This window comes from Limnohabitans sp. (assembly GCF_036804465.1).
GTDB lineage: Bacteria > Pseudomonadota > Gammaproteobacteria > Burkholderiales > Burkholderiaceae_C > Limnohabitans.
Map to the genome: position 1 here is coordinate 102,607 of NZ_DAIRSK010000005.1, position 22,909 is coordinate 125,515.

Below are 22,909 nucleotides of genomic sequence, written 5' to 3' on the forward strand. Positions count from 1 at the left end.
CTTTGGCTCTGACCCGTGTCATGCCCCGCGTGACCCTGACCGCCTCGAGATGAATTTTCGTAGGCCTTTTTCCTTGACCCTTGACTCGGAACTCTCACGATGAACACCGTGCATGCCAAGCGCGTTCTAGAGACCGCTCTGATTTGTTCTCACCAGCCTATCCAGATTCGCGATTTACGCGTGCTGTTTTCTGACGCCTTGGGCGCTGACACCATTCGTACCTTGCTTGAAGAGCTGCAGCTTGACTGGGCTCAGCGTGGCGTGGCGCTGGTGCAAGTGGCCACCGGTTGGCGCTTTCAAAGCCGCCCAGAGATGCGTGAGTTTTTGGACCGTTTGAACCCCGAAAAACCCCCAAAATATTCGCGCGCCGTGATGGAAACCTTGGCCATCATTGCTTATCGCCAGCCGGTGACCCGAGGCGACATGGAAGATGTGCGTGGCGTGACCATCAACTCCTTGGTGCTCAAGCAACTCGAGGACCGGGGCTGGGTCGAGGTCATTGGCCACCGTGAGACCGTGGGCCGTCCCTCTTTGTTTGCCACCACGCGCCAGTTTTTGGATGACTTGGGGCTTGCATCGCTCGACCAATTGCCTGTGTTTGACAGCGCGCAGGCCCAGGCCAATGCCTTTGCCCGCTTGGGTGAAGACGACCCATCGTTGCAACTGGACATGGCCCTTGAATCGACTGAGACCGTCCAAAGTACACCGTCTGCCCCTATTTTTGAACTTTCCTCACCCAGAGATCCTGCCCCAACCGGCAACGCAACGAATGAACACTAACAACCCCGATCTGGGTGGCCAGCCTATGGATCCAAAAGAACCAAACGAGGTCCACGACGCGTTGTTGGACGACCAAGAAACGGCGTTTGACTTTGAAGACGTGGTGTCTGGCGAGTTCGATGCCGAGCTCATCCGTGCCGAAGCCGCGCCCGAAAAACGTGTGCTCTTGCCACAGCCTGAATCGCCCAAGCTGCACAAAGTCTTGGCCCAATCGGGCATGGGTTCGCGCATCGAGATGGAGCGCCTCATTGCCGAAGGCCATGTGGCCGTCAACAACGAAGTGGCGCACACTGGCCAGCGCGTGCAGTTTGGTGACCAAATCAAGGTCAATGGCCGTCCCATCAAGGTGCGCATTGCACCGCCGCCGCCGCGTGTGATTGCGTACCACAAGCCTGCTGGCGAAGTGGTGACCACGGATGACCCCCAAAACCGTCCCACCGTGTTTCGCCGTTTGCCGCGCCTGTACCAAGGCAAATGGCAATCTGTCGGCCGTTTGGATCTGAACACCGAAGGCTTGTTGCTTTTTACCAGCTCGGGCGAGTTGGCCAACCAGTTGATGCACCCTCGCTTTGGCTTGCAACGCGAATACGCGGTGCGCTCGCTGGGCAAGCTCAGCAAAGACCAAAAAGAACAACTCATCACGGGCATTCAACTTGACGACGGCCCAGCCCAATTTGGCTCGATCGAAGAAGGCGGTGGCGAAGGTTCCAACTGCTGGTACCGCGTCACTATTTCTGAAGGCCGTAACCGCGAAGTACGCCGCATGTTCGAGGCCGTTGGCCACGCGGTGAGTCGTTTGATTCGTATCCGTTACGGCGCGATGGTGTTGCCTCGCGGCTTGAAGCGGGGTGCATTTGTAGAACTGGGCGAGCGTGATATTCGTGCCTTGATGGAGGCAGCGGGCGCCGAAGCGCCGGTGCAAAGCGGCCCCTCACACAACAACCGCACCGAACGCGCCAGCAGCCGTCGCCGTGGCAACAGCATTGGTCCTCGTCCTGCCACACCGCGCGCGCCCGAAGAGCGCAACAGCGGCCCCGAACGTTTGGTGCGCACCGAACGACGCCGGGGTGGCAAGCTGCCCGAACGCGCCCCGCAACCTGACCCCATGCAAACCTCGGTGGCCTACATCGGTGCAGACAGCTACGCAGTTGAGCGTCAACGTAAAAAGGATGGCCAAAAAGCCTTCAAAGCGGGCTTGGTCGGTGGCCCACGTCCTACCAGCAGCGGCCCGCGTCGCGGTGGTTCGGCCGGGGGCGGCTTTGGGGGTGGCCGCTCGGGCGGTGGGACAGCAGGCGGCAATGGCGGTGGTTCGGGTGGCAGTCGTGGCCAAGGTGGGCGAGGCGGGCGCTAAATCAGACGCAAGATGCACCAAAAATGCTTGGTCTTTCGAGGGAAATCCCTCGAAACGGTTAAAATACAAGGCTTCGCACATCGCGGTTAAAAAGTTTCAATCACAGTCAATACAGGGAAAATCCAAATGACCGAACGTACTCTCTCCATCATCAAGCCAGACGCAGTTGCCAAGAACGTCATCGGCCAAATCTACGCGCGTTTTGAAGCGGCTGGCTTGAAAGTTGTGGCTGCTCGCATGGCTCACCTGTCACGTGGCGAAGCAGAAGCGTTCTATGCTGTGCACAAAGCGCGTCCTTTCTTCAAAGATTTGGTTGACTTCATGGTCTCTGGCCCTGTCATGATTCAGGTGCTCGAAGGTGAAGGCGCAATTTTGAAAAACCGTGATTTGATGGGTGCTACCAACCCCAAAGACGCAGCGCCTGGCACCATCCGCGCTGATTTTGCTGACAGCATCGATGCCAACGCTGTGCACGGTTCTGATGCTGCTGAGACTGCCGCGGTTGAAATTGGCTTTTTCTTCGCCGGCATGAACGTTTACGGTCACTAAGAGGCATTTGGCGTTGCTGCTGACAGCTGCGCCTTTGCAAAAAAATGACGGCCAACCTGCTTGATTTTGATCTCGACGGTTTGGCCGTTTTTTGTGAGCGCTTGGGCGAGAAACGCTTTCGCGCCACACAGTTGTTTCGGTGGATACACCAAAAAGGCGCACAAGACTTTGATCAGATGTCTGATCTCGCCAAGTCGCTGCGCGAGAAGCTCAAAACCTGCGCCCAGGTTCAGCCACTCACCCCCATGTCTAGGCACGACTCTGCAGACGGCACCATCAAGTGGTTGTTCGACGTGGGCGACGGCAACGCCGTTGAAACCGTGTTCATTCCCGAAGACGACCGAGGCACCTTGTGCATCTCGTCGCAAGCCGGTTGTGCTGTGGGCTGCCGCTTTTGCTCCACAGGGCACCAAGGCTTTAGCCGCAACCTCACCACGGGTGAAATCTTGTCGCAGCTCTGGTTTGCCGAGCACACGCTGCGCAAGCAGCTCAACACCAGCGAGCGCGTGATCTCCAACGTGGTGATGATGGGCATGGGTGAGCCACTGCAAAACTACAGCGCTTTGGTGCCAGCTTTGCATGCGATGTTGGACGATCATGGCTATGGTCTGTCGCGCCGACGCGTGACGGTGTCCACCTCGGGCGTGGTGCCGATGATGGACCGTTTGGGCCTCGATGCACCCGTGGCTTTGGCTGTGTCATTGCATGCGCCCACCGATGCCTTGCGTGACAACCTGGTGCCGCTGAATCGCAAATACCCTTTGCATGAATTGATGGATGCATGTCGCCGCTACTTGGCCCACGCGCCACGCGACTTCATCACCTTCGAATATTGCATGTTGGACGGTGTCAACGACCAACCCGAACACGCACAAGCGTTGATTGATTTGGTCAAGCCAAAGCGAGGTTTGGCTGAGTCTGTACCTTGCAAGTTCAACCTGATTCCGTTCAACCCATTTCCCGCCTCAGGCCTCACGCGCTCAAGTGCAGCCACCGTCAAAACCTTTGCCGCGCTGCTCAGTGAAGCGGGCATCATCACCACGGTGCGCAAAACCCGCGGCGACGACATTGACGCTGCCTGTGGCCAGCTGGCGGGTGACGTGAAAGACCGCACCAAGGTGGATGAGCGCATGGCCAAACAGCGAGTGATTGCGCTCATGCAGGTGCCGTCATGAGTGTGTGGCGTTGGGTAGCCTGCGCCAGCACGGTGCTTGTTGGGGGATGGGGTCTGAGCGCGTGCAGCTCAGGGTCGCCACAACTTGACGCACTCACACAAGCTCAACCCGACAACACCCGCCAGCGCGCCATGCGCCGTTTGAGTTTGGCCAGTGCCTATTTCGAGCAAAACCAAACCGAGGTGGCCCACCAAGAAGTGCGGGCTGCCTTGCAAATTGATCCGCATTTCCCCGAAGCCTACAGTTTGCTCGGCCTCATTCACCAGCGCGAGAAATCCCCCGCGTTGGCTCAGGCAAGTTTTGAACAAGCGATGTTGCTGGCCTCAAAGCCTCCTGTGCGTTCGGCCGAATTGGCTGCCATTCAACACAACTACGGTTGGTTTTTGTGCGAGCAAAACCGATTTAACGAAGCACAAACGCAGTTTGACCTCGCCTTGACTCCGACCAGCTATCGCCAAGCAGACAAAACACGCCTGGCCATTGCGTTTTGCAAATCACGCGCCACCCACACCAACGACCCCCAACAGCGCCCGACAGGGCAATAATCAAGCATCCCATTTCCACTTGGCGTGATCACCACGCATGCGCAAAAAACTGAAGCTAGATGACCGAAGACACACCCACATTCACAACTCCCAGCACCACCGCGGGAGACTTGCTAAGGCAATACCGCGAAGCCCATGGCGCTCAGTTGGATGTCTTGGCGCAGACCCTGCGTGTAGCCCCCGCCAAGCTTGAAGCATTAGAGGCTGACCGCTTGGATGAGTTGCCCGATGCCATGTTTGCCCGTGCACTGGCATTGGCCGTGTGTCGTCAGCTCAAGGTGGATGCTGCAACTGTGTTGGCCTTGTTGCCCAACCAAGATGTGTCGCGTTTAGCGCCAAAAAACGAGCGCGGTTTGGACTTTCCCTTAGACCGCCCGTCTTTTTTGCCACAGTCCAACTTTTTGGCCGTGACCCGAATTTTGACACCCATGCGTTGGGCGGCTTTGGTGGTTTTGGCATTGGCATTGATGATTGGCCTATGGCCTGAAATTCATGGCTTGTTGGTCTTCAAAGACCAAGCTGCTGCGGCGACGTTGGTGGAGCCAGTGGCTCGTCCAACATTAGCCTTGCCTTCTTCTCAAGAGTTGCCACCTGTGTTGGATCTCAAGTCTGGCCAGATGGTGTTGACCACGGTCCATTCCGCAGCAGTTACTGCACAAGCTGCCAGCGCGGCCATACCCGCAAGTGCATCAGGAGTTTCTTATGGCAAATAACGAACAGACGCATGGCATTGACCTGTCGCAGCCCAAAGCACGTCGCAGCCTTCAAGCCCGTGTGGCGTGGGGCGACCATGTGGTGACCGTCGGTGGCGACGCGCCAGTGCGTGTGCAGTCCATGACCAACACCGACACGGTAGACGTGATTGGGACCGCGATTCAAGTCAAAGAACTGGCCCTGGCAGGTTCCGAACTGGTGCGCATCACGGTCAACACGCCTGAAGCTGCAGCAGCCGTGCCCCATGTGCGCGAGCAACTCGACCGCATGGGCGTCAACGTTCCCTTGGTCGGTGACTTTCATTACAACGGCCACCGCTTGCTGACTGATTTTCCCGACTGCGCGCAGGCGCTGTCCAAGTACCGTATCAACCCAGGCAACGTGGGCAAAGGCGACAAACACGACAAACAGTTTGGCCAAATGATTGAGGCAGCCATGCGCTACGACAAGCCGGTGCGCATTGGTGTGAACTGGGGCAGCCTGGACCAAGAGTTGTTGGCTAAATTGATGGACGAAAACGCCCAGCGTGCCCAACCCTTCGAGGCCAAGCAAGTGATGTACGAGGCTTTGATTACCTCCGCCATCGACTCAGCGACCTTGGCTCAGCACATGGGCATGTCGGCAAGCCAAATTTTGCTCAGTTGCAAAGTCAGTGGTGTGCAAGACCTCATTGCTGTCTATCGCGAACTGGCTAAGCGCTGCAACTATGCGTTGCATTTGGGCCTGACCGAAGCGGGCATGGGCACAAAGGGCACAGTGGCTTCGGCCACGGCCTTGTCCATCTTGTTGCAAGAGGGTATTGGCGACACCATCCGTGTGTCGCTCACACCGCAACCGGGCGAAGCTCGCACGCAAGAGGTGGTGATTGCCTCTGAAATTTTGCAAGCCTTGGGTCTTCGTACCTTTGTGCCAAGCGTGACCGCATGCCCCGGCTGTGGTCGCACCACCAGCACCACCTTTCAAGAAATGGCCAAGTCGATTGACGACTTCTTGCGCGCCCAAATGCCCGTGTGGCGTACCCAATACCCCGGGGTCGAAAGCCTCAAGGTGGCGGTCATGGGCTGCATCGTCAATGGCCCAGGCGAGAGCAAGCATGCCGACATCGGCATCAGCCTGCCCGGCAGTGGTGAAGCGCCAGCTGCGCCTGTGTTTATTGACGGCGAAAAAGCCATGACCTTGCGCGGCGACAACATTGCGCAAGAATTTCACCAAATCGTTGAAACCTACATTGAAAAACGCTTTGGTTAAGCCCCTAGCGAAGACCTCTGGATCGAAAAGTGACCTCTGAAATCTCCCACAAGCACAGCGCCGAGTCCTTGAACTCAAGTAAGCCTGGCAAGGCCCAAGCCCTCACCGCGGTCAAAGGCATGAACGACTTGCTTCCCCCAGTCTCTGCGCACTGGGAATGGTTGGAAGATAAAGTGCGCAGCCTGATGGCGCGTCACGCCTACTTGAACTTGCGCACGCCCATTGTTGAGCACACCGCTTTGTTTGTGCGGGGTTTGGGAGAGGTGACCGACATTGTGGAAAAGGAGATGTACTCTTTTGAAGACCGTCTCAACGGCGAGCAACTCACCTTGCGACCAGAAGCCACTGCAGGCGTTGTGCGTGCGGTGGTCGAGCACAACATGCTCTACGACGGTGGCAAACGCCTGTACTACATGGGTCCGATGTTTCGCCACGAGCGACCACAGCGTGGTCGCTACCGACAGTTTCATCAAATCGGGGCAGAGGCCTTGGGTTTCCCCGGCGCTGAGGTGGATGCCGAACTTATTTTATTGGCAGCCACGCTGTGGCAAGAACTGGGTTTGCACGATGTGCGCCTAGAGCTCAACAGCTTGGGCCAACCCGATGAGCGGGCGGCCCATCGCACAGCCTTGATTGCGCATCTCCAAGCCCATGTCGATGTCATGGACGAAGAGGCCAAACGTCGTTTGCACAGCAACCCCCTGCGCATCCTCGACACCAAAAACCCAGCCATGCAAGTGGTGGTGGAGGCGGCGCCGAAATTGATTGATTTCTTGGGCGAAACATCGCTGGCTCACTTCAACGCTGTCAAAGCCATTTTGGATGCGAACGGGATCACTTACCGCATCAACCCACGTTTGGTGCGTGGCATGGACTACTACAACCTCACGGTATTTGAGTTCGTGACCGACCGCTTGGGCTCGCAAGGCACCATTTGCGGTGGCGGCCGTTACGACTACCTCATTGAGCAAGTGGGCGGTAAACCCGCACCTGCTGTGGGCTGGGCTTTGGGCGTGGAGCGTGTGCTGGAGTTGCTCAAAGAGCAGGGCAAGTTGCCCGAGCCTGTGGGCCCTGATGTCTACGCCATCGTGCCCGACGAAACTGCCTTGCCTGTGGTGTTCAAAATCCTCCACCTCTTGCGCGCCCAAGGCATGTCTGCCCAAATGCATGCAGGGCTGACCCAGGGCATGGGCAGCATGAAATCGCAGTTTAAAAAAGCCGATGCCAGCGGTGCGCGTTTCGCCCTGATTTTTGGTGGCGATGAGTTGGCGCGTGGCGAGCTCACCGTCAAATCCCTGCGCGATGGTGCAGGTGCGCAAGAGGCTTGGCCTCTCGCTGATGTGGCTGCCAAACTGGCTGCCAAACTGGCGCAGGGCGTGACGCCGACGCAATCCTAGGCACCAAGAGACCTCAACCTACAATTCGCTTCATTTTTAGTCAATCCTTTATCACCATGGCATCACCTCTCGACCTTGAAGAACAAGAACAACTGGATGAACTCAAGCATTTTTGGAAGCGCTGGGGCGATCTCATCACTTGGGCACTGATCATCGTATTGGGCGGCTATGCCGCTTGGATGGGGTGGCAGTCGTATTCAGCCAAGCAGGCGACGCAAGCTGCTGCCTTGTACGACATGGTGGAGCGCTCTGCCATGGGCGGCGACCTTGCCTTGTTTGAGCGTTCGGTGACGGATATCAAAGATAAATTTGCCAGCACCACCTACGCCCAACAGGCTGCTTTGCTGGCTGCGCGTGTTTACAACGACAAAGACCGCAAAGCCGATGCCAAAGCGCAGCTCTCGTGGGTGATCGACAAATCCAGCGATGAGGGCTATCAAGCTTTGGCTCGCCTGCGCTTGGCTGCATTGTTGGTGCAAGACAAAGCCTATGACGAAGCCCGCCAATTGCTCAGCGCCAAAACCGCCGAAGCCTTTGCCCCGTTGATGGCGGACCGATTGGGAGATTTGGCCATGTTGCAAGCCCAACCTGCTGAAGCGGCCCAGCACTATAAAAATGCGTGGAAGGGCTTCGAGCCAAACGCAGAGTACCGCCGTTTGGTGGCAGTCAAGTTGGCGTCATTGGGCTCTGACCCTGAAGATGCACCTGCTGTGGAGAGCAAAAAGTGAATACAACATCGTCTCGCTGGCTATTGCTGATGCGCTTATGTCTCGCAGGTGTTTGCCTGGCCTTGACCGCATGCGCAGGTTCTTCGCGTCCTAAACCTACGGACATACAAGGCGTGCCCGTGCTGCAAGACATACGCAGCAACTGGACCACCAACGTGGGCAAGATCGACTTTCCTTTGGTGGTGTCAGCTCGCGAAGAGCGCATTGCCTTGGCCAACAGCCAAGGCGAAGTGATTGTGTTGGATGCCAACACAGGCAAAGACATTTGGCGTGTGAAGCTAGGCCAAGCGATCTCTGCAGGCGTTGGTAGCGATGGCCAGCAACTGGCTGTGGTGACCCGCAACAACGAATTGGTGGCGATGCAAGACGGCAAAGTGCAGTGGCGCAAAAACATGCCTGCCCAGTCGTTCACTGCCCCCTTGGTCGCAGGCGCTCGCGTGTTTGTGCTGACGGCTGATCGTTCGGTCATCGCGTTTGATGGCGCGACTGGTCGCCAACTGTGGACGCAACAGCGGCCCGGCGAGCCTTTGGTGTTGAAACAGGCTGGTGTGTTGTTGGCATTCAAAAACACCTTGGTGGTGGGCTTGTCGGGTCGATTGGTGGGCCTTGACCCCAACACCGGCGTGATTCGTTGGGAATCCGCCATTGCCACACCCCGTGGCACCAACGACATTGAGCGTTTGGTTGACTTGGTTGGCCCCTTTGACCGCGTGGGCGATGTGGTGTGCGTGCGCGCCTTCCAATCCGCGGTCGGTTGTGTCAATGCCGAACTTGGCCAAGGCCTATGGAGCCGCCCCTCTTTAGGTGAAATGGGGGTGAGCGGCAATGCCACTCAGCTCATTTCGCCTTTGTCCAATGGCGTGGTGCAAGCATGGAGTCGCAGCACCGGCGAGCGTCTGTGGGACACCGAGCGTTTGAAATACCGCATCTTGAGCGCACCGTTGGTTACACCGCGTGGTGTTTTGGTGGCTGACAACGGTGGCTGGCTGTATTTGCTTTCGCTGGCAGATGGTGCTTTGCTCAACCGAATCAAGCTTGACTCTGATGCGTTGGCAACCGCCCCTGTCTTGGCAGCTGGGCGGTATGTGGTGGTCACACGCGAAGGTCGCGTGACAGGCCTCCAAATCCCTTAATTGGGAACGTTAAAGGAATATTTTTTGAAACCCGTATTGGCCCTGGTGGGCCGCCCCAACGTTGGCAAGTCCACGTTGTTCAACCGTTTGACCAAATCTCGTGACGCCATCGTGGCCGACTTTGCCGGCCTGACGCGGGACCGTCACTACGGCAACGCGTGTTTTGACAAACACGAATTCATCGTCATCGACACGGGCGGCTTCGAGCCTACCGCTGACCAAGGCATCTACAAAGAGATGGCCCGTCAAACGCAGCAAGCCGTGGCCGAAGCTGATGTGGTCGTGTTTGTGGTGGATGCCCGTGGCGGCATTTCGGCCCAAGACCACGACATTGCCAATTACCTGCGACGTTTAGGTAAACCCACAATTCTTGTCGCCAACAAAGCCGAAGGCATGAAAGAGGGCGCTCAGTTGGTCGAGTTCTATGAGCTGGGCTTGGGCGAAGTGTTGCCAGTGTCCGCATCGCACGGCCAAGGCATTCGGGACATGATGGCCAGCGCCTTAGCGCCCTTGAACTTGGCAGACCCCACACAGGAAGATGAGGCGCTTGACAACGGCATCATCAAACTCGCGGTGGCGGGTCGTCCCAATGTGGGTAAATCCACCCTCATCAACACCTGGTTGGGCGAAGAGCGTTTGGTGGCCTTTGACATGCCTGGCACCACGCGGGACGCCATCAGCGTGCCTTTTGAGCGCAATGGCCAAATGTTTGAGCTCATCGACACGGCGGGTTTGCGCCGCAAGGGCAAAGTGTTTGAGGCCATTGAGAAGTTCTCGGTGGTCAAAACCCTGCAAGCCATTGAGTCAGCCAATGTGGTGCTGCTGTTGCTTGACGCGACGCAAGGTGTGACCGATCAAGACGCCCACATCGCGGGCTATATCTTGGAAAGCGGCCGTGCCGTGGTGGTGGCGGTGAACAAGTGGGATGCGGTGGACGCTTACCAGCGCGAATTGCTGATGCGCTCCATTGAGACCCGTTTGCCCTTTCTGAAGTTTGCTGCCATGCACTTCATCTCGGCCAAAAAGCGCCAAGGTTTGGGCCCGTTGTGGGGCGCCATTGCCCAAGCCCACAAGGCCGCCATGTGCAAAATGCCAACGCCATTGCTCACCCGTTTGTTGCTGGAAGCCGTGCAGTTTCAATCGCCTCAGCGCGGCGGTATGTACCGCCCCAAGTTGCGCTATGCGCACCAAGGTGGCATGAATCCGCCCATCATCGTGATTCATGGCAACTCGCTCGAGCACGTCACAGAAACCTACAAACGCTTTTTGGAAGGGCGCTTTCGCAAAGCCTTTAATCTAGAAGGGACTCCCCTGCGCATTGAGATGAAGACCTCCAGTAATCCCTACGCAGGCAAAGACGATTGATGTGATGAGCCTTTTAGCTCTGTGGTAACGTGGGATTTCTTTTAATCCATCAGACACGGAGCATATCGTGAACACCGACAACTCAAAGAACAAAGGCCTACTGTTGCAAGACCCATTTTTGAACATCCTGCGCCGCGAGCACGTGCCCGTGTCCATTTATTTGGTCAACGGCATCAAGCTTCAAGGCCAAATCGAATCGTTTGACCAATATGTGGTGTTGCTGCGCAACACCGTGACGCAAATGGTTTACAAACACGCCATTTCCACCATCGTGCCCGGCCGCGCTGTCAACTTCAACCCCACCGACGGCACTGGCAGTTCGCCTGAAGTCTGAGCTTGAACGCTCTGCAAAAAGGGCTGTTTCAGCCCTTTTTTTACGCCTCTCCTTGACCGTCTCTTTTTTTGACTGAACGCTTGAACGACACCACACCAACGACCCCCGGCCTGACTATTTTGGTAGGCGTCGATTTCGGCTTGCCGCATTTCGATGGTGAGCTCGAAGAGCTGGGCCTTTTGGCCGAAACCGCAGGCTTGACGCCAGTCGCTCGCATCACTTGCAAACGCAAAGCCCCCGATGCCGCGCTGTTTGTGGGCAGCGGCAAAGCCGATGAAATCAAAGAGCTGGCCCTCATGCATGGGGCCTCCGAGATTTTGTTTGACCAGTCGCTCAGCCCCGCGCAGCAACGCAATCTGGAGCGCCACATGGGCGTGGCGGTGAACGACCGCACCTTGTTGATTTTGGAAATTTTTGCTCAACGCGCACGCAGCCACGAGGGCAAGTTGCAAGTGGAGTTGGCCAAGCTGCACTACCTCAGCACACGCTTGGTGCGCCGTTGGTCGCACTTGGAGCGTCAAAGCGGCGGCATTGGCATGCGTGGTGGCCCCGGTGAGACCCAGATTGAGCTGGACCGCCGCATGATCAACGATTCCATCAAGCGTACCCGCGAGCGACTTGAAAAAGTCAAAAAGCAACGCAACACCCAACGCCGCCAACGCAACCGACGCGATGCCTTCACCATTTCTTTGGTGGGCTACACCAACGCCGGCAAGTCCACCTTGTTCAACGCACTGGTCAAAGCACGTGCATATGCAGCTGACCAACTGTTCGCCACACTTGATACCACCACGCGCCAGTTGTATTTGGGTAACGCAGACGGCACAGGCCGTTCGGTGTCGCTGTCAGACACGGTGGGCTTCATTCGCGATTTGCCGCACGGCTTGATCGATGCCTTTCAAGCCACTTTGCAAGAAGCTGCCGATGCCACGCTGCTCATGCATGTGGTGGATGCCTCCAACATCAACTATCCCGAACAAATGGACGAGGTTCACAAGGTTTTGGTCGAGATTGGTGCTGCAGATGTGCCGCAGGTGCTGGTTTTTAACAAGCTCGATGCCATGAGCCCTGAGATCCGTCCTTTTCAGTTACTTGACCATTTCAACGTGGATGGCCTGAGCGTTCCTCGGTTTTTTGTGAGTGCTCAGACGGGGGAGGGGTTGGCGGCTTTGCGTGATTTTTTGGCACAAAAAGCCATGTCCAGCATGCCCGATGACCATGTTAATTCGTAGGGATTGGGATAAGGCTCGAAACCTTAGGCACAATCTCATACTTCTTAGAAATAACAACCATGCGCATGAATTCCAACACCCACACGGTCAGCCCCCAATCTTGGCGTGCGCGACTGCTCGGCATGTTCAACCTCAACGATGGCCGCTGGGGCCGCGACAAAGATGGCAATCCCACATTTGACCCCAAAGGCACGCATCCCATCCCGCCTTCCAGCGACGGTCAAAAGCCCCAAGAAGAGCCCAAGCGCCCCACCCATGGCGCGGGCGGTCCACCCGATTTGGATGAGCTGTGGCGCGATTTCAACGCCAAGCTGGCTGGCCTATTCGGCAACAAAAAAAGCGGCTTTGAGCCTCCCAACAACAACGGCGGTCCTACAGGGCCCAATTTCAAATTCCCTCGTTTGGGACTGGGCGTAATTGGCGCAGTGGTTTTGGCCATTTGGTTGAGCACTGGATTTTTCATCGTGCAAGAAGGCCAGCAAGCCGTGATCACGCAGTTTGGCCGATATCACTCCACCGTGGGAGCCGGTTTCAACTGGCGCCTGCCTTATCCGTTTCAGCGACAAGAGTTGGTGTTTGTGACGCAAATTCGCTCGGTCGATGTCGGCCGTGACACCATTGTCAAATCGACGGGCTTGCGCGAATCGGCCATGCTCACCGAAGACGAAAATATTCTCGAAATCAAGTTTGCGGTTCAATACCGCCTCACTGATGCACGGGCCTATTTGTTTGAAACCAAAAACCCCACCGACACCGTGGTGCAAGCGGCCGAAACAGCGGTGCGCGAAGTGGTGGGCAAGATGAAGATGGATGCGGCCATGTCTGACGAGCGTGACCAAATTGGTCCACGCATCCGCACCATCATGCAAGCCATCTTGGATCAATACAAAGTGGGCGTTGAAGTGGTGGGCATCAACTTGCAGCAGGGCGGTGTGCGCCCTCCAGAACAAGTGCAAGCTGCCTTTGACGACGTGCTCAAAGCTGGCCAAGAACGCGAACGCGCCAAAAATGAAGCGGAAGCCTATGCCAATGATGTGGTGCCTCGTGCCGTGGGTGCTGCTTCACGTCTGAAGCAAGAAGCCGATGGCTACAAAGCCCGTATCGTGGCGCAAGCCGAGGGTGATGCGCAACGCTTCAAGTCTTTGGTGGGTGAATACCAAAAAGCCCCACAAGTCATGCGTGACCGTATGTACATCGACGCCATGCAACAAATTTACACCAACACCACCAAGATTTTGGTGGATACCAAGCAAGGTTCAAACTTGTTGTATCTGCCTTTGGACAAAATCATCCAACAAGCGGGCCAAACAAGTGTCGCACCGGCTGTTGCCGTTGACGCTGCTCAAAACAATGCCGCGAACAACCCCAGCGCGCCTGCTGGCGATGTTCGCGCACGTGATGGCCGCTCTCGCGACCGTGATGGCCGTTGATAGGGGATAAGAACATGCAACAAAATAAAATTGGTCTCTACATTTCCTCTGGTTTCGTGGCTTTGGCCTTGTTGAGCTCCACGCTGTTTGTGGTGGATCAACGTCAATTTGGCGTGGTGTATTCCTTTGGCCAAATTAAAAACGTCATCACCGAGCCTGGCTTGAACTTCAAGTTGCCGCCGCCTTTCCAAAATGTCAGCTACATCGATAAGCGTTTGCTCACGCTTGACAACGCCGACACCGAGCCCATGCTGACTGCTGAAAAGCAACGTGTGGTGATCGACTGGTATGCCCGTTGGCGCATCACAGACCCATCGCAGTACATCCGAAACGTGGGATTAGACGAAAACGCAGGCGCTGTTCAATTGGCACGCGTGGTGCGCAACGCGTTCCAAGAAGAAATCAACAAACGTACCGTCAAAGAGCTGCTCTCGCTCAAGCGCGATGAGTTGTTGGCCGATGTCAAGCGTGAAGTCTTGGCTGCAGTCAAAGGCGCCAAGCCCTGGGGCGTGGACGTGATTGACGTGCGTATCACGCGCGCTGACTATGTGGATGCCATCACAGAATCGGTTTACCGCCGCATGGAAGCTGAGCGCAAGCGCGTGGCCAACGAGTTGCGTTCTACTGGTGCTGCTGAGGGTGAAAAAATCCGTGCGGATGCCGATCGCCAGCGCGAAGTGACTGTGGCCAATGCCTACCGTGAAGCGCAAAAAATCAAAGGTGAGGGCGATGCCGAAGCCGCCCGTTTGTATGCTGATTCGTTTGGCCGTGATGCCAACTTTGCGCAGTTCTATCGCAGCTTAGAGGCCTACAAAACCACGTTTAGCAAAAAGAGCGACGTGATGGTGGTGGACCCATCGAGCGACTTCTTCAAAGCCCTGCGCGGCAGCGGCAGTGGCAGCGCACCAGCGCCTAGAAAGTAACAGGCCCTGGGTATGAGCTTTGACAGCGACACGCTGTGGGTCGCGTTCGGGATGCTGCTGATTTTTGAAGGCATCTTTCCGTTCATGTCGCCTCAAGGTTGGCGAGACAAAATGGCGCAACTCATGATGCTGCAAGACGGGCAGATTCGTTTTTTTGGCTTGGCATGCATCGTCGCGGGTCTTTTGATGCTCGGATGGCTGGGTTGAGCGCGATAAGCCCTGTAAAATCTCGGTTTTAACAGCCCCCCTCAATTACATGTCTGCTTGGGTTCTGCCGGATCACATCGCCGATGTTCTGCCTTCTGAGGCCCGGCACATCGAAGAGCTGCGTCGTTTGTATCTTGACACCGCGAGGTCCTATGGCTACGAGCTGGTCATGCCGCCGCTGCTTGAACACCTCGAATCTTTGCTGTCTGGCACAGGCCGCGCCCTTGACTTACAAACCTTCAAGCTGGTCGATCAACTCTCTGGCCGCACTTTGGGTTTGCGCGCGGACACCACACCTCAAGTTGCCCGCATTGATGCCCACCTACTCAATCGTGTGGGGATAACACGCCTGTGCTATTGCGGCCCCGTGCTTCACACGCGCCCCAACCGGCCGTTTGCCACCCGCGAGCCTTTGCAGTTTGGGGCTGAAATTTATGGTCATGTAGGCATTGAAGCAGATCTCGAGGTGTTGCATTTGGGGCTCGACAGCTTGAGGGCTGTGGGCCTGCATCAATTCTCGGTCGACTTGAGCGATGCCCGCATCGTGCCTGCTTTGTTGGCTGGCGTGCGCTTGAGCTCACAAGAGCGTGATGCCTTGCACAGTGCTTTGGCGGCCAAAGACGCCTCAGCCATTCAAACCCTCGCCAAAGATTTGCCAGCAAACCTGCGTGAGGCTCTTGTAACCTTGGTTGGTATGTACGGGGACGCTGAGGTGTTGAACCAAGCTGAAAACGCCTTTGCCGCATGGCCCGTGGTTTTGCAAGCCTTGGCAGAGATGCGCCAAATTGCAGCCCACTTGCGCAACGAGGTCATCACGTTTGACTTGGCTGAGTTACGCGGCTATGCCTATTACAGCGGTGTGCGTTTTGCCATTTATGTACAAGGGGCCAGCGACGCATTGGTGCGCGGTGGACGCTACGACGAAGTGGGTGCCGTGTTTGGCCGTAAACGTCCGGCCGTGGGTTTCAGTTTGGACCTCAAAGAATTGGTCAGCGTGGTGCCCGTGCGCACCCTCAAAGCCGCCATTCGTGCGCCTTGGGGCACTGCCCCCGGTTTGCTAGAGGCCATTGTCACCTTGCGTGCCAGGGGCGAAACCGTGGTCTGTGTGTTGCCAGGACATGAGAGTGAAGTTGATGAATTCAACTGCGATCGTGAACTGATCGAAGTTGCAGATCAGTGGACAGTTCAAGCTGTTCCCGCTGTTCAAGCCCTTTAATTTATAAGTAATCGAGTAGAAATGAGCACTACCCAAGGACAAACTGTGGCCGCAACCAAAGGCCGTCATGTCGTGGTCGTCGGCACCCAATGGGGTGACGAGGGCAAAGGCAAATTGGTCGATTGGTTGACCGAGACCGCCACGGGCGTGGTGCGCTTTCAAGGCGGCCACAACGCGGGCCACACCCTGGTCATCAACGGTGTGAAAACTGCCCTCCATTTGATCCCCAGTGGCATCATGCGCCCTGGCGTCAAGTGCTACATCGGCAACGGTGTGGTGTTGTCAGCCCCTAAGCTGCTCGAAGAAATTGCAGGCCTTGAAAAAGCAGGTGTTGAAGTCCGCTCACGCCTGCGCATCAGTGAAGCCTGTCCCTTGATCTTGCCCTACCATGCTGCGATTGACATCGCGCGTGAAGCCGCCAAAGAAAAAGCAGGCACAGCCAAGATTGGCACCACAGGCCGCGGCATTGGTCCCGCTTACGAAGACAAAATTGCACGCCGCGCCTTGCGTGTGCAAGACTTGAAGCACCCCGAGCGCTTCGCCACCAAACTGCGCGAAAACCTCGATCTGCACAACCATGTGTTGACCGACATCTTGCACGCCCCTGCAGTGGACTTTGATGTCGTCTACAACGAAGCCATGGCCTATGCCAAAGACATCTTGCCCATGGTGGCCGACGTCTCGCGTGAGTTGAACGAAGCCCACCAAGCAGGTGCCAACCTGCTGTTTGAGGGCGCACAAGGCACCTTGCTTGACGTGGACCACGGCACTTACCCGTTTGTCACCTCTAGCAACTGCGTGGCGGGCAACGCATCTGCCGGCGCGGGCGTGGGTCCTGGCATGCTGCACTACATCTTGGGCATCACCAAGGCGTATTGCACCCGCGTGGGCGGCGGTCCGTTTCCCACCGAACTCGATTGGGAAGTCGAGGGCACGCCCGGCTACCACATGGCCACGGTTGGCGCAGAAAAGGGCACGACCACGGGTCGTGCACGCCGCTGCGGTTGGTTTGATGCAGCCTTGCTCAAGCGCAGCGCGCAAGTCAACGGCCTCACAGGCTTGTGCATCACCAAGCTCGACGTGCTCGATGGTTTGACTGAGCTGCGCTTGTGTGTGGGCTACGAACTGGATGGTCAAACCATCGACATCTTGCCCATGGGTGCAGACGAGATCTCGCGTTGCAAGCCCATCTACGAAACCATTCCCGGCTGGAGCGATACCACCGTGGGCGTGACCGACTACAACCAGCTGCCCAAGGCCGCTCAACATTACCTCAACCGCATTGCCCAAACCACAGGCGTGCCCATCCACATGGTGTCTACCAGCCCAGACCGCGATCACACGATCTTGCTGACCCACCCCTACATCGCTTAATTTTTAAAGGATCCAACCATGTTGACTGAAGACGGCAAACACTTGTACGTGTCCTACGACGAGTACCACAACCTGATTGAAAAACTCGCCATCAAAGTTCACCAATCAGGCTGGGAATTTGACACCATCTTGTGCTTGGCGCGAGGTGGCATGCGCCCAGGTGATATTTTGTCGCGCATTTTCGACAAGCCCTTGGCCATCATGTCCACCAGTTCATACCGCGCTGATGCAGGTACGGTGCAAGGCCACTTGGACATTGCCCGCTTCATCACCACACCCAAAGGCGAAATTGCAGGACGTGTGTTGTTGGTGGATGACTTGGCTGACACTGGCCACACCTTGAAGGCCGTGGTGGACCAACTCAAAAACAACTACGCGCCCATCACCGAGATGCGCACTGCTGTGATTTGGACCAAAGGTGTGTCTGCCTTCGCTCCAGACTTTTCGGTGGATTATTTGCCCACCAACCCATGGATTCACCAACCGTTTGAGCCGTATGACAACATGCGCCCCGCGGCTTTGTTGGAGAAGTGGAAGGTTTAATATCGGCGCATGACCCGCAGCACCGACCTCATTCATCACCCTTACACACCGCCTGCCGAATTTGAGTCGCCTCAGGTGGGGGTCTTCAAAGCCTCGACAGTCATCTTTCCTAACGTGGCGGCCATGCGTTCGCGCGAGTGGATCGACAAGTCGGCCTACACCTACGGCTTGCACGGCACGCCCACCACCTTCACGCTTGAAGAGCGCTTGGCCACGCTAGAGGGCGGCACCCATTGCATTCTCACGCCCAGCGGTTTGGCGGCGATTGCGCATGTGGATTTGGCTTTGCTCAAAACCGGCGATGAGGTGTTGATCCCCGACAACGCCTATGCGCCCAACAAGGCTTTGGCCGAGGGTGAGTTGGCGCAGTTTGGCATCGCACATCAGGTGTACAACCCGCTGGATGTGAACGACTTGGCTGATCGCATCACACCGCGCACGCGTTTGGTGTGGCTTGAAGCGGCGGGCTCGGTGACGATGGAGTTTCCCGACTTGGTGGCCATGGTCCAGTTGTGCAAAGCAAGGGGTGTTTTGTGCGCGCTCGACAACACCTGGGGCGCTGGTCTGGCGTTCAACGCCTTTGACCTGACGCCTGGGCGCGGTGAGCTGGGGGTGAACTTGACCATCCATGCGCTCACCAAATACCCCAGCGGCGGAGGGGATGTGTTGATGGGTAGCATCGTCACCCGCAACGATGACTTGGCCCGTGTGCTCAAGCTCAGTCACATGCGTTTGGGCACGGGCGTGGGCGCCAATGATGCGGAGTTGGTGCTGCGATCGTTAGCGAGTATGCCGTTGCGCTACCAAGCCCAAGACAATGCAGCGCGTCTTTTGGCCGCGTGGTGTGCATCGCAACCCGCATTCAGCCAAGTGCTTCACCCGGCGCTCATCAACTCACCCGGTCATGTGCATTGGCAACAGTTGTGCGTCACGCCCCATGAGCCCACAGGCTTGGCGGCTGGCATTTTCAGCGTGGTGATGGATGAACGTTTTTCAGCCACCCAAGTGGATGAGTTTTGCGATGCTTTGCAGCTGTTCAAAATTGGCTACAGCTGGGGTGGCCCCATGAGCTTGGTGATGCCCTACCACATGGCATCTAGCCGAGCCATTTCTACCGCTCATCTGCAACGCGGGTGTGTGGTGCGTTTTTGCATGGGCTTAGAAGCAGTGAGCGATTTGCAAGCGGATATCTTGCAAGCCTTGCAGGCCGCGCAACTGCAAAGCTAAGCTTTGGTGCCAGCCAGTCGCTGCACACGCTGAGTTAGCTTTGGTTTTTGACCAGCAACTTGGCCAGCTTGCGCAAACTGTCGGGGTGTCGGTCTTGAGCCAAGCATGCCGTGGCTTGGCCAGTTTGAGTGAAATTGCGCACCATGGAGGAAGCATAAGTGGGGTCGTAGTGCAACACCAGCAGGTCACGCACCACCGACTCGATATGACCCGATGCCACTTGCATTTTCCATGCATCCACTGTCACCTTGCCGCGAATGGCCACCAATGCATCCAAGCGGCTGCAAAAAGCGTCTTGGTCATCTACAAAGAATTTGTAGTCTTCCATCAACAGCGCCACGCGTTCCTCAAGGCTGAGTTGCAACTCAAAACAAGGGCTCTCACGCATGGCCAACATCAGTGATTCGGGGATGGACAGATTGCCCACCTTGCGGCTTTCAGACTCCACAAACACAGCTCGCGTCGGGTCAAAGCTGCGCAGGGCTTGCCAGACGAGTGTGTCAAATCGCTTTTGACTGGGCTGTGGTCGCCCCGGAATATGGCCCAGCACCGAGCTGCGGTGACAGGCCAACTCCTCTAAGTCCAGCACCTGGGCGCCCTCAGCTGCCAAAGCATAGAGCAGCCGCGTTTTGCCCGAGCCTGTTGGGCCAGAGATGACTTTGAATTGCAGCGGTGCCACACGCTGGGGTATGTCCTCGACCATGGCTGCGCGAAACGCTTTGTAGCCTCCTTCAATCAAGTTCACCTTGAAGCCAATTTGGCCCAGCACCATCGACAACGAGCCGCTGCGTTTGCCGCCGCGCCAGCAATAAATCAGGGGCTGCCAGTTCTTGGGCAGCGCTAGCACTTCGCGTTGAATGTGGCGTGCAATGTTGGCCGCTACCAAGGCTGCGCCGTGCTTTTGTGCCTCGAACGCACCCACTTGCTTGTACATGGTGCCCACGAAGATGCGCTCTTCGTTGTTGAGCGAAGGCCAGTTGACAGCGTTTGGCAAATGATCAAGCGTGTATTCGTCTTCGCTGCGTGCGTCGATGATGGTGCTGAAGCCGCCGGCTGTGCCAAGGTTCATGGCCATGCGGGCCAAGGCGTCTTGCGCCGAAATAAAGTTCACACTCACGTTTTATAAATTCTTTTTGATTTCGGGCCACACGTTGGCCAACATGCGCGGGTGCGCTTGTTCCTTGGGGTGAATGCGATCGGGTTGAAACAGGGTGTTAGCTTCGGGGACATCGGCCACACCTTTGAGAAAAAACGGCACAAAACCGGTGCGATGCTTTTTAGCCAGGGTGGCAAACATCTCTGCAAACCGCGCACTGTAGTCAGGTCCGTAGTTGGGCGGTATTTGCATGCCCACCAGCACCACACGCGCGTTGACTGCGCGGCAGGCTTGAATCATGGCTTCCAGGTTGTTGTAGGTGCTGTTGAGGTCGAGGCCGCGCAGTGCGTCGTTGCCACCGAGTTCGATCACCACTTGTACAGGTCGCACTTGGTCTAGCATGGCAGGCAGGCGAGAGCGGCCACCCGCAGTAGTGTCGCCGCTGATGCTGGCGTTGACCACGCCCACATCGGGCCGCTCGGTTTGCAGCTTTTCAGCCAACAAAGCGACCCAACCTTTGCCGCGAGGAATGCCGTATTCGGCACTCAGCGAATCGCCCAACACCAAGATGGTGGCAGCAGCAACAGTGCCTGGGGCGGGGGCAGAGCCAGGCGGCGGCACATTGTTTTGTGCAGACTGAGGGCGGCGGCGGTTGGGGGCGGTGGAGGTGATGTCACCCTCCATGCCTTGACCTGTTGAGGTGATGACGCTTTTTTGGGCCGATGCTGTTCCTAGGCTCAAAGTCCCCAGCAAAGTAGCGCCCAGTGCGCCCAAGTTAAAGTCACGTCTCAACAAACCATTGCGCTTCATGACCACGCCCTCAATTGAAAAATCATTCACATCACCGTCGCCATTGATGGCTGTCTCGCATTTGTCCAAATCGGTGCAAGACGCCAGCGGCACACTGCACATTCTCCGCGATATCGACTTCACCCTCGCGCCTCAGCAATCCTTGGCCATTGTGGGCGCTTCGGGCTCGGGCAAAAGCACCTTGCTATCCATCATGGCAGGGCTGGACACCCCTACGCAGGGCACTGTGTGGCTTGGCGGTGTGGACATGTTTGCGATGAATGAAGACGCTCGCGCAGCACTGCGAGCGCGCCAAGTGGGCTTTGTGTTTCAAAGCTTTCAACTCTTGGGCAATATGACGGCACTAGAAAACGTCATGTTGCCACTGGAGCTGGCGGGCTTGCCCAACCCTCGTGCAGTGGCCAAAGACATCTTGGTGCGCGTGGGCTTGGGCGAGCGATTAGGCCACTACCCCAAAGTGCTGTCAGGCGGAGAACAACAGCGCGTGGCCTTGGCCCGTGCTTTTGTGGTCAAGCCCACCTTGTTGTTGGCCGATGAGCCCACGGGCAGCCTAGATCACGCGAGTGGCGAGCGCATCATGGATTTGATGTTCGAGTTAAACCAAGAATTGGGCACCACACTGGTGTTGGTGACCCATGATTTAAAGCTGGCTGCGCGTTGCGACCAGGCCATCACGATAGAGGCGGGGCAGGTCAAGGGATAATCACGCCCTATGTCCTCAGCCCCCAAAGTTCTCTTCGGCTTTCACGCCGTTGGTGTGCGCGTCAAAACAGCGCCGCAATCCGTTATTGAAATTTATTTCGATCCCACGCGTCGCGATGCGCGCATGCGTCAATTTGTGGATCGTGCCAACGAAGCGGGCATTCGCTTGATCGAAGCCGATGGCCCACGTTTGGCCAAGCTCTCTGGCGGCCATGGCCACCAAGGTGTTGCTGCGCGCGTGAGCGAAATCAAAATGGTTCACTCGTTGGACGAGTTGCTCGAGGGTATCGAAAAAATCGAATCGCCTTTGATCTTGGTGCTCGACGGGGTGACCGATCCGCACAACCTGGGCGCGTGTCTGCGTGTGGCCGATGGCGCGGGTGCCCATGCGGTGATTGCGCCCAAAGACCATGCCGTAGGCATCAACGCCACGGTGGCCAAGGTGGCCAGCGGCGCAGCCGAGACGGTGCCTTATTTCATGGTGACCAATTTGGCGCGTACCTTGAATGAGTTGAAAGAACGCAACATTTGGATCATCGGCACCAGCGACGATGCGACCAAAACTTTGTACCAAGTCGACCTGAAGGGCCCCACGGCATTAGTGCTGGGCGCTGAAGGGGACGGCATGCGTCAGCTCACACGCAAGACGTGTGACGAGCTCATCAGCATTCCGATGTGTGGTGGGGTGGAGAGCTTGAACGTGTCAGTGGCCAGTGGCGTGTGTTTGTATGAGGCACGTCGTCAGAGGACGGTTGCTTAGTTTTGCTGGGCTCGCTTTGGCTGCACGGTATGGGCCGAGCCCTCATGCTGGGGTACCAGAAATCGGCCTC

The 22,909-nt window shown here is 56.8% G+C and carries 24 protein-coding genes; 22 read left to right on the forward strand and 2 right to left on the reverse strand.

All coding sequences use genetic code 11. The features are described 5' to 3' along the window. Positions 1–99: 99 nt before the first annotated feature. From scpB to V7Q41_RS04045, 20 genes are all read left to right on the forward strand, one after another. Entirely contained in the window at positions 100–780 is a 681-nt protein-coding gene (gene scpB / locus V7Q41_RS03950) for an SMC-Scp complex subunit ScpB (RefSeq protein ID WP_333843057.1), read from the forward strand. Then, positions 770–2,131: a pseudouridine synthase gene (locus V7Q41_RS03955; RefSeq protein ID WP_442918790.1), complete on the forward strand. Its 1,362-nt coding sequence runs from the start codon at positions 770–772 to the stop codon at positions 2,129–2,131. The genes scpB and V7Q41_RS03955 overlap by 11 nt, the downstream gene beginning before the upstream one ends. Positions 2,132–2,257: 126 nt before the next feature. Next, positions 2,258–2,680, forward strand: a complete 423-nt coding sequence (gene ndk, locus V7Q41_RS03960) for a nucleoside-diphosphate kinase (RefSeq protein ID WP_333843059.1) — start codon at positions 2,258–2,260, stop codon at positions 2,678–2,680. 44 nt (positions 2,681–2,724) lie between these two features. Then, positions 2,725–3,855: a 23S rRNA (adenine(2503)-C(2))-methyltransferase RlmN gene (rlmN, locus tag V7Q41_RS03965; RefSeq protein WP_333843061.1), complete on the forward strand. Its 1,131-nt coding sequence runs from the start codon at positions 2,725–2,727 to the stop codon at positions 3,853–3,855. Continuing rightward, positions 3,852–4,400: a tetratricopeptide repeat protein gene (locus V7Q41_RS03970; RefSeq protein WP_333843064.1), complete on the forward strand. Its 549-nt coding sequence runs from the start codon at positions 3,852–3,854 to the stop codon at positions 4,398–4,400. Before rlmN ends, V7Q41_RS03970 begins: the two co-directional genes overlap by 4 nt. 59 nt (positions 4,401–4,459) lie before the next feature. Further along, on the forward strand, positions 4,460–5,113 hold the full coding sequence (locus V7Q41_RS03975) for a helix-turn-helix domain-containing protein (RefSeq protein WP_333843067.1): 654 nt from the start codon (positions 4,460–4,462) through the stop codon (positions 5,111–5,113). Next, the gene (gene ispG, locus V7Q41_RS03980; RefSeq protein WP_333843070.1) at positions 5,103–6,362 is read left to right on the forward strand and encodes a flavodoxin-dependent (E)-4-hydroxy-3-methylbut-2-enyl-diphosphate synthase; all 1,260 of its coding nucleotides are present in this window, start codon (positions 5,103–5,105) and stop codon (positions 6,360–6,362) included. The genes V7Q41_RS03975 and ispG overlap by 11 nt, the downstream gene beginning before the upstream one ends. A 119-nt stretch (positions 6,363–6,481) precedes the next feature. Then, positions 6,482–7,759: a histidine--tRNA ligase gene (gene hisS, locus V7Q41_RS03985; RefSeq protein ID WP_333843154.1), complete on the forward strand. Its 1,278-nt coding sequence runs from the start codon at positions 6,482–6,484 to the stop codon at positions 7,757–7,759. Positions 7,760–7,815: 56 nt separating this feature from the next. Continuing rightward, a complete protein-coding gene (locus tag V7Q41_RS03990) occupies positions 7,816–8,487 on the forward strand; it encodes a YfgM family protein (RefSeq protein WP_333843073.1) in 672 nt (223 codons plus the stop codon). Further along, positions 8,484–9,620 (forward strand): outer membrane protein assembly factor BamB, encoded by a 1,137-nt coding sequence (bamB, locus tag V7Q41_RS03995; protein ID WP_333843076.1) that lies wholly within the window; start codon positions 8,484–8,486, stop codon positions 9,618–9,620. The genes V7Q41_RS03990 and bamB overlap by 4 nt, the downstream gene beginning before the upstream one ends. 24 nt (positions 9,621–9,644) lie before the next feature. After that, a complete protein-coding gene (gene der, locus V7Q41_RS04000; protein ID WP_333843078.1) occupies positions 9,645–10,985 on the forward strand; it encodes a ribosome biogenesis GTPase Der in 1,341 nt (446 codons plus the stop codon). A gap of 67 nt (positions 10,986–11,052) precedes the next feature. Beyond that, on the forward strand, positions 11,053–11,319 hold the full coding sequence (gene hfq / locus V7Q41_RS04005) for an RNA chaperone Hfq (RefSeq protein WP_108282567.1): 267 nt from the start codon (positions 11,053–11,055) through the stop codon (positions 11,317–11,319). Between the two features lie 68 nt (positions 11,320–11,387). Then, entirely contained in the window at positions 11,388–12,551 is a 1,164-nt protein-coding gene (gene hflX, locus V7Q41_RS04010) for a GTPase HflX (RefSeq protein WP_442918791.1), read from the forward strand. Positions 12,552–12,616: 65 nt separating this feature from the next. Beyond that, on the forward strand, positions 12,617–13,981 hold the full coding sequence (hflK, locus tag V7Q41_RS04015) for an FtsH protease activity modulator HflK (RefSeq protein ID WP_333843156.1): 1,365 nt from the start codon (positions 12,617–12,619) through the stop codon (positions 13,979–13,981). Positions 13,982–13,995: 14 nt separating this feature from the next. Further along, positions 13,996–14,904: a protease modulator HflC gene (gene hflC / locus V7Q41_RS04020; RefSeq protein WP_333843086.1), complete on the forward strand. Its 909-nt coding sequence runs from the start codon at positions 13,996–13,998 to the stop codon at positions 14,902–14,904. A 12-nt stretch (positions 14,905–14,916) separates the two neighbouring features. Beyond that, positions 14,917–15,111 carry a DUF2065 domain-containing protein gene (locus V7Q41_RS04025; protein ID WP_333843089.1) on the forward strand — a complete coding sequence of 65 codons (195 nt, stop codon included), beginning with the start codon at positions 14,917–14,919 and terminating at the stop codon, positions 15,109–15,111. Positions 15,112–15,160: 49 nt separating this feature from the next. Then, positions 15,161–16,327 (forward strand): ATP phosphoribosyltransferase regulatory subunit, encoded by a 1,167-nt coding sequence (locus V7Q41_RS04030; RefSeq protein ID WP_333843093.1) that lies wholly within the window; start codon positions 15,161–15,163, stop codon positions 16,325–16,327. Between the two features lie 21 nt (positions 16,328–16,348). Beyond that, positions 16,349–17,701, forward strand: a complete 1,353-nt coding sequence (locus V7Q41_RS04035) for an adenylosuccinate synthase (RefSeq protein WP_442918792.1) — start codon at positions 16,349–16,351, stop codon at positions 17,699–17,701. A gap of 18 nt (positions 17,702–17,719) precedes the next feature. After that, positions 17,720–18,244 (forward strand): phosphoribosyltransferase, encoded by a 525-nt coding sequence (locus tag V7Q41_RS04040; protein ID WP_333843095.1) that lies wholly within the window; start codon positions 17,720–17,722, stop codon positions 18,242–18,244. Between the two features lie 9 nt (positions 18,245–18,253). Further along, positions 18,254–19,471, forward strand: a complete 1,218-nt coding sequence (locus V7Q41_RS04045; protein ID WP_333843098.1) for a PLP-dependent transferase — start codon at positions 18,254–18,256, stop codon at positions 19,469–19,471. Between the two features lie 34 nt (positions 19,472–19,505). On the opposite strand, the gene mnmH is transcribed toward V7Q41_RS04045, so the two are convergent. Both mnmH and V7Q41_RS04055 read right to left on the reverse strand, forming a co-directional pair. Further along, positions 19,506–20,588: a tRNA 2-selenouridine(34) synthase MnmH gene (mnmH, locus tag V7Q41_RS04050; protein WP_333843101.1), complete on the reverse strand. Its 1,083-nt coding sequence runs from the start codon at positions 20,586–20,588 to the stop codon at positions 19,506–19,508. Positions 20,589–20,591: 3 nt separating this feature from the next. Then, on the reverse strand, positions 20,592–21,251 hold the full coding sequence (locus V7Q41_RS04055) for an arylesterase (protein ID WP_442918794.1): 660 nt from the start codon (positions 21,249–21,251) through the stop codon (positions 20,592–20,594). Between the two features lie 124 nt (positions 21,252–21,375). Here V7Q41_RS04055 and V7Q41_RS04060 point away from each other — a divergent pair, with 124 nt between their 5' ends. Both V7Q41_RS04060 and rlmB read left to right on the forward strand, forming a co-directional pair. Continuing rightward, positions 21,376–22,080, forward strand: coding sequence for an ABC transporter ATP-binding protein (locus V7Q41_RS04060; RefSeq protein WP_333843105.1), 705 nt, complete (start codon positions 21,376–21,378; stop codon positions 22,078–22,080). Between the two features lie 9 nt (positions 22,081–22,089). Next, on the forward strand, positions 22,090–22,839 hold the full coding sequence (gene rlmB, locus V7Q41_RS04065) for a 23S rRNA (guanosine(2251)-2'-O)-methyltransferase RlmB (RefSeq protein ID WP_333843108.1): 750 nt from the start codon (positions 22,090–22,092) through the stop codon (positions 22,837–22,839). The last annotated feature ends 70 nt before the right edge of the window (positions 22,840–22,909 follow it).

Coding starts and splice junctions, on each gene's coding strand:
- scpB (WP_333843057.1), top strand. CDS start 100: ATGAACACCGTGCATGCCAAGCGCGTTCTAGAGACCGCTCTGATTTGT.
- V7Q41_RS03955 (WP_442918790.1), top strand. CDS start 770: ATGAACACTAACAACCCCGATCTGGGTGGCCAGCCTATGGATCCAAAA.
- ndk (WP_333843059.1), top strand. CDS start 2,258: ATGACCGAACGTACTCTCTCCATCATCAAGCCAGACGCAGTTGCCAAG.
- rlmN (WP_333843061.1), top strand. CDS start 2,725: ATGACGGCCAACCTGCTTGATTTTGATCTCGACGGTTTGGCCGTTTTT.
- V7Q41_RS03970 (WP_333843064.1), top strand. CDS start 3,852: ATGAGTGTGTGGCGTTGGGTAGCCTGCGCCAGCACGGTGCTTGTTGGG.
- V7Q41_RS03975 (WP_333843067.1), top strand. CDS start 4,460: ATGACCGAAGACACACCCACATTCACAACTCCCAGCACCACCGCGGGA.
- ispG (WP_333843070.1), top strand. CDS start 5,103: ATGGCAAATAACGAACAGACGCATGGCATTGACCTGTCGCAGCCCAAA.
- hisS (WP_333843154.1), top strand. CDS start 6,482: ATGAACGACTTGCTTCCCCCAGTCTCTGCGCACTGGGAATGGTTGGAA.
- V7Q41_RS03990 (WP_333843073.1), top strand. CDS start 7,816: ATGGCATCACCTCTCGACCTTGAAGAACAAGAACAACTGGATGAACTC.
- hflK (WP_333843156.1), top strand. CDS start 12,617: ATGAATTCCAACACCCACACGGTCAGCCCCCAATCTTGGCGTGCGCGA.
- hflC (WP_333843086.1), top strand. CDS start 13,996: ATGCAACAAAATAAAATTGGTCTCTACATTTCCTCTGGTTTCGTGGCT.
- V7Q41_RS04025 (WP_333843089.1), top strand. CDS start 14,917: ATGAGCTTTGACAGCGACACGCTGTGGGTCGCGTTCGGGATGCTGCTG.
- V7Q41_RS04030 (WP_333843093.1), top strand. CDS start 15,161: ATGTCTGCTTGGGTTCTGCCGGATCACATCGCCGATGTTCTGCCTTCT.
- V7Q41_RS04035 (WP_442918792.1), top strand. CDS start 16,349: ATGAGCACTACCCAAGGACAAACTGTGGCCGCAACCAAAGGCCGTCAT.
- V7Q41_RS04040 (WP_333843095.1), top strand. CDS start 17,720: ATGTTGACTGAAGACGGCAAACACTTGTACGTGTCCTACGACGAGTAC.
- V7Q41_RS04045 (WP_333843098.1), top strand. CDS start 18,254: ATGACCCGCAGCACCGACCTCATTCATCACCCTTACACACCGCCTGCC.
- V7Q41_RS04055 (WP_442918794.1), bottom strand. CDS start 21,251: ATGGAGGGTGACATCACCTCCACCGCCCCCAACCGCCGCCGCCCTCAG.
- V7Q41_RS04060 (WP_333843105.1), top strand. CDS start 21,376: ATGACCACGCCCTCAATTGAAAAATCATTCACATCACCGTCGCCATTG.
- rlmB (WP_333843108.1), top strand. CDS start 22,090: ATGTCCTCAGCCCCCAAAGTTCTCTTCGGCTTTCACGCCGTTGGTGTG.